The 11,227-nt window shown below is 62.3% G+C and carries 11 protein-coding genes; 4 read left to right on the top strand and 7 right to left on the bottom strand.

Features of this window, described 5'->3' with window-relative positions; genetic code table 11:
- Positions 1 to 224 precede the first annotated feature (224 nt).
- Positions 225 to 1,052: a hypothetical protein gene (locus tag FHW69_RS18550; RefSeq protein WP_183424596.1), complete on the bottom strand. Its 828-nt coding sequence runs from the start codon at positions 1,050 to 1,052 to the stop codon at positions 225 to 227.
- Between the two features lie 43 nt (positions 1,053 to 1,095).
- Positions 1,096 to 1,227 carry a hypothetical protein gene (locus FHW69_RS19135; RefSeq protein ID WP_255494898.1) on the bottom strand — a complete coding sequence of 44 codons (132 nt, stop codon included), beginning with the start codon at positions 1,225 to 1,227 and terminating at the stop codon, positions 1,096 to 1,098.
- Positions 1,228 to 1,372: 145 nt separating this feature from the next.
- On the opposite strand from FHW69_RS19135, the gene FHW69_RS18545 reads away from it, so the two are divergent.
- The 3 genes from FHW69_RS18545 (at position 1,373) to FHW69_RS18535 (ending at position 4,971) form a co-directional block, all read left to right on the top strand.
- On the top strand, positions 1,373 to 2,743 hold the full coding sequence (locus FHW69_RS18545; protein ID WP_221195632.1) for an amidohydrolase family protein: 1,371 nt from the start codon (positions 1,373 to 1,375) through the stop codon (positions 2,741 to 2,743).
- On the top strand, positions 2,740 to 4,752 hold the full coding sequence (locus FHW69_RS18540; protein ID WP_183424594.1) for a PAS domain-containing sensor histidine kinase: 2,013 nt from the start codon (positions 2,740 to 2,742) through the stop codon (positions 4,750 to 4,752). Before FHW69_RS18545 ends, FHW69_RS18540 begins: the two co-directional genes overlap by 4 nt.
- A gap of 66 nt (positions 4,753 to 4,818) precedes the next feature.
- A complete protein-coding gene (locus tag FHW69_RS18535; protein WP_183424593.1) occupies positions 4,819 to 4,971 on the top strand; it encodes a hypothetical protein in 153 nt (50 codons plus the stop codon).
- Between the two features lie 232 nt (positions 4,972 to 5,203).
- Here the strand turns inward: FHW69_RS18535 and FHW69_RS18530 are convergent, their stop codons facing one another.
- Complete coding sequence (locus tag FHW69_RS18530; protein WP_183424592.1) at positions 5,204 to 6,139, bottom strand: LysR family transcriptional regulator; 936 nt, start codon at positions 6,137 to 6,139, stop codon at positions 5,204 to 5,206.
- Between the two features lie 93 nt (positions 6,140 to 6,232).
- On the opposite strand from FHW69_RS18530, the gene FHW69_RS18525 reads away from it, so the two are divergent.
- A complete protein-coding gene (locus FHW69_RS18525) occupies positions 6,233 to 7,192 on the top strand; it encodes an NAD-dependent epimerase/dehydratase family protein (RefSeq protein ID WP_183424591.1) in 960 nt (319 codons plus the stop codon).
- A gap of 21 nt (positions 7,193 to 7,213) precedes the next feature.
- On the opposite strand, the gene FHW69_RS18520 is transcribed toward FHW69_RS18525, so the two are convergent.
- The 4 genes from FHW69_RS18520 to FHW69_RS18505 all read right to left on the bottom strand — a co-directional run bounded on the left by FHW69_RS18520 (position 7,214) and on the right by FHW69_RS18505 (position 11,200).
- Positions 7,214 to 10,063, bottom strand: a complete 2,850-nt coding sequence (locus tag FHW69_RS18520) for a TonB-dependent receptor (protein ID WP_183424590.1) — start codon at positions 10,061 to 10,063, stop codon at positions 7,214 to 7,216.
- 337 nt (positions 10,064 to 10,400) lie between these two features.
- A complete protein-coding gene (locus FHW69_RS18515) occupies positions 10,401 to 10,646 on the bottom strand; it encodes a DUF3820 family protein (RefSeq protein ID WP_343204053.1) in 246 nt (81 codons plus the stop codon).
- Positions 10,647 to 10,652: 6 nt separating this feature from the next.
- A complete protein-coding gene (locus tag FHW69_RS18510) occupies positions 10,653 to 10,889 on the bottom strand; it encodes a hypothetical protein (RefSeq protein ID WP_183424589.1) in 237 nt (78 codons plus the stop codon).
- A 65-nt stretch (positions 10,890 to 10,954) separates the two neighbouring features.
- Entirely contained in the window at positions 10,955 to 11,200 is a 246-nt protein-coding gene (locus FHW69_RS18505) for a hypothetical protein (RefSeq protein WP_183424588.1), read from the bottom strand.
- Positions 11,201 to 11,227 lie beyond the last annotated feature (27 nt).

Genomic DNA, 11,227 nt, shown 5'->3' with positions numbered 1-11,227 from the left:
GGAAAGCATGGAACGGGTGCAACAGATGGACGACATAGCCATGCAGCAGGCAATGGAACGGGACCTGGTCATGCAGCAGCAGATGGCCATGGAACGCAGCGGGCCGGTGATGCGCCGCTAGCTCTGTTGCCAGGACCTGCGAACCGTCACACAGATGCGCGCCGCGAACATGCAAAAAAGAAGACCGGCGCGAGGCCGGTCTTCTTCCACACAGACAAAGCAATTCAGATCGCCGGACCACCACGGAACGGACGGCCTTCATACCGGCGACGGTGATAGATACGGTGAATGTGCACCGTACCTGCCCAGCCACCCACAGCCGCCGCGATCAGCGCGAGGAAGCCGCTGAAGAACACGATCCAAAGCGCCATCGACGTGTAGTGCGCGAGGCGATCCGCGCGATCCTTTGCCTCAGCCTGCGCACGGGCCACCACAGGGGCCAGGCGATCAAGTGCGCCGGACACCGTTGTTGTATCCAGCGAACTGCTGGCCGTGAGCACCGTACGTGCCGTATCCACGTTGCCCGCGAGCAATGCACCCACCACGACATCCTCAGCATGGTCACCGCCGCCACGCTGATCGCGCGGCAACAGGTGATCGACTTCTGCCTTGAGGATCACCAGGTTATTACCACCCGCAGCGGCGGCCATACCCATCGGTGCCGGGCCATGATCGTCATGGCGACCGCCGTGCATGGAGCCAAGCCCAAGTGCCAGCCACAGAGCGGTCGTCGTCACCGACAGTCCCCACACGGTCACACCGTGCAGCGTACCTGCGGTGTCGTCATCGTGGCCGTCGAACCAGCTGGCAAACATGCCTCCGAGGAACAAGGCCACCACCCAGGTGAGCACCACCCAGATGGCCGTTCCGATGCCCAGGCCTTTGCCGGGTACATCCGCGGCGCGGATATCCAGTGCGGCAAAACCAAAGGCGAGACCTGCGACGTACAGCAGACCGGCGATGCCGGTGGCAACCAGCCAGCCTGCGAATACCGCGCGCCAGTTGATGCGCGGATGATGAGGTACGGCGGGTGTGTCATAGACCACAGCCATGTTGAGACTCCTTCAGAAAGGGTGGATGAGATCGCTTGCGCGCTCAGGCGCAACCGCGCAGCAGTGCGATCAGGATCAACACCGGGATGGGCACACCCAGCAGCCACAGCAACACGTAACCAATGCCACCCTTCTGACGCGCCGGGCCCGGCGCAGCCGTTTCGTTCTTGTCCATGGTTCTCTCCCTCTGGTTGAGTGCGCTAAAGGCTGCGATGTAAGGCGTGCATGAGGTGTGAGAAGGCGCAGGCGTGGCTGAACGGTCATGACACGTTCTTCGCAGTCCGTGCATTATTTGTGAGGATATGGAAACGAGAACTCCCATGACCCGATACTCGCCGCTCGTCGCAGCACTTCTTCTGGCCATAGCTGCCCCATGCGCCCTGGCCCAGGATGCCACCGTCATTCGTGGCGCCCGCGTCATTGACGGTCGCGGTGGCCCTGCCATCGAAGACGCCACGCTCATCATCCGGGGCGAGCACATCCAGATGCTCGGCGCCGGCATCCGGGTCAAGATGCCCGACGGCACCAAAGTGGTGGACTACGAAGGGAAAACGATCATTCCCGGGCTGGTTTCGGACCACTCCCACATTGGCCAGGTGGAAGGCGCGCAAAGCGGCAACCCGGACTTTTTCACGCGGGAAAACTCGCTGCGCCAGCTTCGCCAATGGGAGGTGTATGGCGTCACCACCATCACGTCGCTGGGCGTCAACAATCCTGCCGTCTTCTATCCTCTGCGCGCCGAGTTGCACGCAGGCAGCGTGCCGGGGGCGGATCTTTTCGGCGCCGATCACGGCATAGGGGTACCCAACGGTGCGCCCCCCGCCACGATGATGAAGGCCGGTCCCAATCAGCTGGACCGCCCTGCCACGGTCGCCGAAGCAAAAGCCGCCGTGGACGCAGCTGCCGCGCGCGGGACCGACATCATCAAGATCTGGGTCGACGACTTCAACGGAACCCTGCCGGTCAAGATGAAGCCGGAAATCTACAAAGCCGTAATCAGGGAAGCGCATGCGAAGCACCTGCGTGTGGCGGCTCATCTGTATTACCTGGATGACGCCCGCAAGCTGGTGGATGCCGGCATCGACATCGTGGCCCACGGCGTGCGCGACAAGCCCGTGGACGCCGCATTCATCCAGTCCATGAGGAAACGCAACGTGTGGTACATCCCCACGCTGGACCTGAATGAAGCGGCATACATCTACGCGCAGCACCCGGCGTGGATGGACACGCCGTTCTTCCAGCATGCCGTGCAGCCAGACCTGGCCCGTCAATTTGCCGATCCTGCATGGAAGGCCAAAGCGCTCGATGGCAAGGCCCTGTCCACCAACGAACAGGCGCTGGCGATGAACCTCAAAAACCTGAAGATGCTGCACGACGCCGGTGTACGTATCGGCTTCGGCACCGACTCAGGCGCCACCCCGCTGCGCATTCCCGGATTTGCCGAACACCGCGAACTGGAGCTCATGGTCCAGGCCGGGCTGACGCCGATGGAAGCCATCCACATCGCCACGGACAGCGCCGCTCAATTGCTGAACCTTGATGACCGCGGCGTGCTGGAAAAAGGCAGGCTGGCCGACTTCGTGGTGCTGGACGCTGATCCCTCCACGGATATCAGCGCGACCCAACACATCGAAGCCGTTTGGCACCGAGGACGTCAGGTCTCGGGCAAGGTGGAAGCCTTCACGCCGTGAGTTCAGATCCGTTCTCGTTCCTGCCGAAGTCCTCTCAGACCGCCGCCGATATCCGTGCGTTCGACTGGGCGAATTCGCCGCTGGGTCAGCCTGAGCAGTGGTCGCAGTCGCTGCGCTCGCTGCTTGGAACGATGTTCAGTTCGCCGCATGCGATGTTCGTCGCGGTTGGGCCGGAGCTGACGTTCTTCTTCAACGATGCCTACCGCCCCATGCTGGGCAATCGGCAAAGCCGGGCCATCGGGCAGCCGTTCGAACGGCTTTGGGAGGATGTCTGGAGCGAGATCCGCCCCGATGTGGCGGCGGCACTTGCTGGCGAACCGGTGTTCCGCAGCCAGCTGCCCCTGACGATGACGCGCCACGGCTACGAGGAACTCACCTGGTGGACGTATTCCTATTCGCCCTTCCTTGAAACCAATGGCGAAATCGTTGGCATGTGGTGCATCACCACCGACGTGACCGAGGGAGTGCGCTCCGCGCAGGAACTGGCGCAGCTCAATGCGACCCTGGAACGCGAGATATCCGAACGCACCCGCGAACGCGATCAACTGTGGAACATCTCGCCTGATCTTTACGTCATCGTGGATCGCGACGGTTACTACCGAAGCGTCAATCCATCCTGGCACAGTGAACTGGGCTACGAAACACACGAGCTGGTCGGACACCGCTTCGACGCGCTGGTGCATCCGGATGATGTGGCTGGCAATCGCGCCGCATTTGCCGAACTGATGGCAGGCCATACGATCAACGACCGCCAGTTCCGCATGCGCAGCAAGCAGGGCGAATACTGCTGGTACGCCTGGACCTGCGTGCCGGAAGACAACGTGATTTATGCCGCCGGCCGCAATGTGCAGCAACGACTGGAAATGGAAGAACAGCTGCGGCAAAGCCAGAAGCTTGAAGCCATCGGGCGCCTGACGGGCGGCATCGCACACGACTTCAATAACATTCTCGCCGGCATCGGCGGTGCGCTGGAGCTGGTGCGCGCGCGGCTTGCGCAGGGGCGCACCGAAGGTATCGAGCGCTTCATGGATGCCGCCACGTCATCCGTGGGACGTGCCGCCGCCCTCACCCATCGCCTGCTCGCCTACTCCCGCCAGCAGCCGTTGTCGCTCACGCCCGTACATGCCGGCGACATCCTGCGCGGACTGGACGTCCTGCTCCAACGCACGCTGGGAGAAACCATCGTCGTGCGCAGCGATATCGACGACACGCTTTGGCTCACGCTATCTGATATCAGTCAGCTGGAAAACGCGATCCTCAATCTGGCCATCAACGCGCGTGATGCGATGCCCGGCGGCGGCACGCTCACCGTCATGGCACGGAACAGCCGCGCCGTGCTGGCCGATGGCGTGGAAGAAGACGTGGTGGAAGTGAGTGTCAGCGACACCGGAAGCGGCATGTCCGCCAGCACGATCGCGCGCGCCTTCGACCCCTTCTTCACCACCAAGCCCGTTGGCGAAGGCACCGGGCTTGGACTATCCATGGTCGATGGGTTTGCACGACAGACCGGCGGTCGCGTCGACATCCGCTCCGTGCTGGGAGAAGGCACCACGGTCAGCCTGTTTCTTCCGCGCCATGCAGGCCACGTCCCCGCCCCGGCAGAAACGCCCCGGGAAGGTCCCCGAACGGGTGGCGGCCAGCACGTGATGATCGTGGAAGACGATGAAACCGTTCGCGAGTTGAACGAAGATGTGCTGAGGGAACTCGGCTACACCGTCACCTCGCACGCCGATGCTTACGGCGCACTGGAGGCCGTGGAACGGGGCGTGCCGATTGACCTTCTGGTCACCGACGTCGGCCTGCCCGGCCTCAATGGCCGCCAGTTGGCAGAACGAGCGCGCCTCGCCCGTCCCCGACTGCCTGTGCTTTTTGTCACCGGTTACACGTGGGATGCCTTCGAGCCATCGCATGTTCTTGAGGCGCACACGCACATGCTTACCAAGCCCTTCGACATGGCGACCTTTGCCGCTCGCGTGGCTGCCATGCTGGACGCCGCCACGACTCCATAACACGAGCCTGTCGTTTCGTTGACCCCGCGGTTGCGATGCTCCACCCAGACACCTCGCGAGACGCCGATGAAAAGCAAGCGTTACCTCGCCCTGATCGCACTCATCGTGGCCATGGTCGCGATCATGGTCGTGGGTGCCATCCGCAATGGCGGATCGTCAGGCGACGATGCTCCCGATCAGAGTGCCACGCAGCAGGCCACGCCTGCGCCTCAGCGATAGGAAATCCGACCGTCAGGCAGGCTCACGCAGGTCCGCTTTCCGCTCCTGTGCTTCGGCCCGTTGCATGGCAACAAGCAGGTCCCTGCCATAACGCATGACGAACGGCGCGACGGTGCCCGGAACCAGACCGTCCGGCCAGGGCGCTTGAATAGTGGTCGTCTGCTCGAGGTCTACTGGTGTAACCGGTGTTGCGATGGCCAACTGCTGGCCCCCCTTGATGGTCCCCAACGCTTTAGTAAGGCAAATCAGGGGCCGGCGTCAACGGTATGGGTGTGACAGCCTCCGTGTATGCAAGCAGGCCAGCGGCCAGGTGATCGAACATCAGGCGCATGCGCGTACTGGCGCGCAGGTCTTCATGCATGGTGATCCAGGTATCCAGGCGGATCGCTACCAGCCCGGGCAGCACACGGACCAGCGCCGGATCGCGCTCACCGATGTTGAGGTGGCATATGCCAATGCCCCAGCCGGCACGCATGGCAGCCAGGCCAGCCAGATCGCTGTCTGTCCGCAGCGCGAAGTTTTCGCGTGACCACGGGAATCCTGCCGGGCGCATCGCGCGCATCCACGGTTGTTCGGTGTCGTAGCCGATCAGCGCGTGATCTGCCAGATCCTCCGGCGCAACCGGCATGCCATGCGCATCCAGGTAGCGCCTGTGCGCATAGAGGCCCAGTTGCACGGTGCCAACGTGGCGAGCCACCAGCGCCTCCTGCGATGGCCGGATCATGCGGATGGCGATATCTGCATCGCGGCGATAAAGATCTTCAGTACGGTTGGACAGGGATAGCTCAATCACTACGCCCGGGTACTGCGCGCGGAAGTCCGCCAGCATCGGCGGCAACACTTCCCCACCCACCACTTCGCTGGCCGTCACCCGGATCACGCCGCTCACGTTGTCACCGCGTCCACTCGCGGCCCGCCGCAGTGCCGCCGAAGCGGACGCCATGGCCTGTGCATGCGGCTCCAACTCGCGTGCGACGTCGGTGGGCATCAGGCCCTGTGGCGAGCGGGCGAAGAGCGGCACGCCCAGCGACGCCTCCAGTTCGCGCACGTGGCGGCCCACGCTGGGCTGGGTCATGCCCAGCGCCCGGGCGGCACCGGACAGGCTCCCCTCGCGCATGACGGCGAGAAACGAGCGCAGCAAATCCCAGTTCGGTTCAGTGATGGCCATGCAAAAACGTATAGCAGCTCACCGACTTCAGGCAATTCTTTTCTGCGTCCGGCAGGCTCAATCTGGCGACCTCACCCGTCAAGGCCACCGACCATGAATCAACCGAAGACAGCACTCATCCTCGGCGCCACTGGCGGCGTGGGCGGCGAAACCGCACGGGCCCTGCTCCGTCACGGCTGGACAGTGCGGGCGCTGGCCCGCCGCATTCCACAGAACCCCGGCAATGCCATGCACTGGATTGAAGGCGATGCCATGGTTGCCAACGACGTGCTCTCCGCGGCCCGGGGCGTCGATGTGATCGTGCATGCGGTCAATCCTCCGGGCTACCGCAACTGGGGTCGTCTGGTACTGCCCATGATCGACAACACCATCGCCGCCGCGCGAGCTACCGGGGCCCGCATCGTGCTGCCCGGCACCGTGTACAACTACGGCCCCGATGCGTTCCCGGTGCTGAGCGAGGACTCGCCGCAGCGCCCGCAGACCACCAAGGGAGCGATCCGGGTGGAACTGGAGCAGCGCCTCGCCGCCGCAGCGCGCGACAGCGTCGCCACGCTGGTGCTTCGCTGCGGTGATTTCTTTGGCCCGCACGCGGGTAACAACTGGATGGCGCAGGGTCTGGTCAAGCCCGGCAAGGCGCTCCGCGCCGTGACCTATCCGGGTCCGCGCGAGGCCGGCCATGCGTGGGCCTACCTTCCCGACGTCGGCGAAACGGTGGCCCGCCTGCTGGAGCGCGGCGATGCCCTGGACACCTTTGCGGTATTCCACTTCGACGGACATTACGTAAGCGGCGATGAACTGGTGTCGGCGATTCGCCGCGTTGCGCAACAACCCGCGCTGCCCGTGCGCCGCTTTCCCTGGGCGTTGCTCGCCCTGGCTGCACCATTCATGGAAACGCTACGCGAACTGCGGCCCATGCGTTATCTGTGGCAGTCACCCATACGCCTCAACGGAGCGCGGCTGCATGCCTTCCTGGGACAGGTGCCGCATACACCCATCGACACCGCACTGAAGACCACACTGCTGGCGATGGGCGTGCTGCGGGATCGCGCCTGAGCACGACCCCGCAGCAACACATCAGAACTTGTACTTGACGCCCAGGGTGTAGAAGCGGCCAATCACGCCATCCATTGCGTAAGTCGGGTTGTAGTTCAGAGCCGCGTAGTTGATCGGATCGAGCGGCGCCTTGCGGTCGAACACGTTCAGGACCGACGCGTTGACTGAGAGCTTCGGCGTGAAGTCGTAGCTGCCGGTCAGGTCAACATCGGTGAACGAAGACATGCGGCAACTGGACGGGAAATCCGCGCCGGTCGTCGTGTTGGTGGAGAAGCAGTCATCCGTGATGTCCGGCACCGTGAGTTTCAGGCCGCTGGTGTAATACGCCGTGGCCGTCACCGTCGCCTTGCCGAAGGCGACGCTGTTGGACCACGAACCGCGATAGCGCGGCGTGCCCGCACCCGAAGACAGCTGATAAGGACCGTGCGTACCGACGAACTGCTCGGTCGTGCCGTCCTGCAACGTGAGAATCCAGCTCAGTATCTTGGTCAGCTGAACTTCGCTGGTGAAGTGCACGTTCTCGGAGAAGTCGAAGTTGCCCTTCAGATCCAGGTCGATACCTTCGGTCTTCAGTGCGTTCTGATTCACATAAGGCGCCGCAACTACGATCGGGCGAGCCAGGGCCGTGGGATTCGCCGGATCAGGCGCATCGGGAATCACATATGATCCGGTCGGCAGAGGCAAGCCGGCGTAGTACGCCGCCAGCACCGCGCTGGAATCCTGCTGCGCGATGACGCCGGTCTTCTTGATCGCGTAGTAATCCAGGGACGCGGACAACTGCGGCAGTGGCTGGTACACGATGCCGAACGTGTAGCTCTTGGAATGCTCCGGCTTCACATTCGGGTTGGCCGAGGTCAGGAACGCAATCGGATACGGCTGCACGTAGCCGCTGTTGTTATGCAGTGCCTGGAAGTCCGCCGGCGGCGTATAGGTAGTAAAACCTTCGGCAGCGCTGGACCCGTTCTCCGCGAAGCTCGGTGCACGGAAGCCCTTGGAGAAGGTGCCGCGGAACGCGAGTTCGTCAATCGGTTTCCACTTCAGGCCAATCTTCGGCGAGAAGTTGTTGCCGAAATCGGAGTAATGATCGAAGCGTCCTGAAACATCCGCTTCCAGCGACTCGAGGATCGGTGCATCCAGCTCGGCATACACGCCACCCACGGTGCGATGACCGATGGTGTGTGCGATACCCAGGCCCTGTGCAGCCAGATCAGGATTGAGATCCGGATCGTTCTGCGCTTCACGGCGAACGTCGATACCCGTTGCCAGACCCAGCTCGCCACCCTTCAGATCCATCAACGAACGGGTGAGCCGGAAATCGATGGAGTCGAGGTCGCTCGTGGAGGTCTTCTGCAACGCAGGCGCCAGCGCGGCAATCAGGGCCGGGGAATTGGCCTGCGGGTTGAGGAAGTTGTACGTGCCGTTGGTGACGGCGGAAATCAGCGCGTTGTAGTTGAGGAAGCCGTAGTTGGTCACATCCAGCGAGGTGTGATTGAGCACCACGGCCGTGTCGTAGTTCCACTCACCCCAGTTGCCGGTCAGGCCACCGACGAGGCGGAGATTGTGGTTGTCGTTCTCCGCGCCGCCCAGGATGCCAGGGAACGCGTAGTTGATGAGCGCTGCGTTACCGGAGGCTGCAAACGGGTTGTTGGGGTTGAGCGCACCGTTGGGCAGCGTGGCGGGAAGAGCAATCGTGTTGGTGTTGTTCGGAGTACCGGCCTGAATCTGCGCCGGAAGGCCGGACACCGTCGTCTTCGTCTCGTAGTAACTGGCGCTCAGATACGCCTTCATGTTGTCGGTGACCTGGATGGTCAACCGGCCGTAAACGCCGCGGCGGTCAATGCTTGGCGCAATGTCGCCGTACTGGTTGGCGAAATTCTGCGAGCAGTAGCTTCCTGGATTGTTCGGGTCGTTGTTTACCAGCGTGGTTCCCTGAGGACCACACGCACCCAGCGGCTGCGCCACGGCACCTGCATTGGGAACGCCACTGGTCACATCACCGGGTCGGGTCAGCGTGCCCGGCGTTACCGTACCAACGGTGGAACCGGAGTTCTGCGACGGCTGGCCACCAATGAGGTTGTTGCCGCCAATCGAGGACAGGTCGGCCGTGTTGTACGGGAAGCCGCGTTGACGGACGTGGATCGAATCGTCCTTCTGATACTCGACGCTCACGTACGCGTTATAGCCGTCTTTCTTCAGGTCACCGCCACCGAATATGACGTTGGCGCGCTTCTGCGTGCCGCCGCCATGCTGGGACGTACCGATGCTGGCATCGGCCTGCGCGCCCTGGAATCCGGGCTTGAGGATGATGTTCACCACACCGGCAATGGCGTCTGCGCCATACAGCGACGACGCGCCGTCTTTCAGCACGTCGATGCGCTCGATGGCATTGACCGGGATGGTGTTCAGATCCACGAACGAACGCTGACCATCGTCCGCCAGCGCGTAACTTGCGGCGCGACGTCCATCAATCAGCACAAGCGTGGAGTTGACCGTCAGGCCACGCAATGCAACACCGGACGAACCGGCTGCAAAGCCTGCGGTGAACGATGAGGGAATCGAGCCACTGTTATCTGCCGACACCGAGCGGATCACATCAGAAATAGTGGTGAGGCCACTTCGCTGAATCATGTCGGCCGTAATCACCGTCACCGGTGATGGTGTCTCGACGTCGATTCGGGGCAGCGCGGAACCGGTGACCGTGATGGTCTGCAGTTCCGTGGTCTTGTCCTTCTGCTGCGGTGTGGATGAATCAGCAGGAGGCGGCGGCGCTGACTGCGCCTGTGCGGCAAAGTTAGTGCAGGCGAGCGAAACAACGATGGCTGTTGCAAGCGCGCGACGGGCAGGTGCGCGTGATGTGGAACGGATCTTCATGGTGGATCTCCGAAGCCTGTAGGGGAAATAAGGCAAACGACGATCTCAGTAAGTACCCGCATAAACCCGGCACTGGAACCTCATAGGCTCTGTGCTGCGGCAAGTGTGCCAATGATTTATGGATTCGCTTCAGGTACCCCAGAGCAATGGTGTTCCGAACGCTCCGCGTGGAACATCACTGTCTTCAATGGACCATGCCCTCCCGCATGACCCGCGTACCCGAATGACTTCACAACATTACATTCACGGCATCGCAGCGAAGACGCTACGCCGAATTAACACTCCCGACAATGGGGCGCAAAAACATGCGAAAAATGCTGCGTGGCAGCACCTGCCGTCACTGCTTACGCATTCGCAATGGATCAAGCAAAGGGCGCAATCCGTTGTGGTCCAGCTCATGCATCAGGGCCAACAGACGGCCGATATCGCCGGGCGGAAAACCTTCACGCGCAAACCACGCAAGGTACGGGCCGGGAAGGTCGGCAAGCGCCATCCCCTTGTGTTTGCCGAAGGGCATGGTCGCCTGGGCCAGGCGCTTGAGGTCGTCGGGAGTAAGTGAAATGGCATCCATGCCGTGAAGCATAACGCCTCACTCATCTCCCGGATCGAAGCCTTCGCGGTCGAGCATCATGCGCCGGGCGGCCACAATGCCCTGCTTCAGACCTTCTGCGCAGGCGTCAGCTTCAGATTCATGCAGGGTGACACAAAGCTTTTCAAGCACTTCATCGCCGTCTTCCCTGAGCACATATTTGCCACGCCAGCGACCAGGTTTGGCCGCGTAGCACGTGCCTTCTACATCGAAATAACCGATTTTCCGGTGGGCCATGATCTTCACTGTGGGTACGTTATGACCCCATGCTAAGCATCCACGATAAACGTGGCGTGTAGCCCTCAGACCAGGCCGCTGACCGGGCGTTTTGCGTTCGATTCGAACTCACGCCAGATGCCGTCGGCCCCTTCCACGGAGACCAGCATCTGCACGCCATGCTGCGACCCCAGGAGCTTCGACTGGGAGACGGCATAGGCTATGGCAGCCACGCGTGTGGCGAAATTCTCTATCGGCACGCCGTTGAGATGCACGTGCCACAGTCCCGCCAGATCGGGATGAAATGGAATGTCGTAGATCGCGAGACTCATGAGTGAATGTCTGTCTCCACCGGGCGA

It is taken from the genome of Luteibacter sp. Sphag1AF (assembly GCF_014192715.1).
Lineage (GTDB): Bacteria > Pseudomonadota > Gammaproteobacteria > Xanthomonadales > Rhodanobacteraceae > Luteibacter.
The sequence above is the reverse complement of the archived record's forward strand: the minus strand, read 5'-3'. Positions and strand labels throughout refer to the sequence as shown.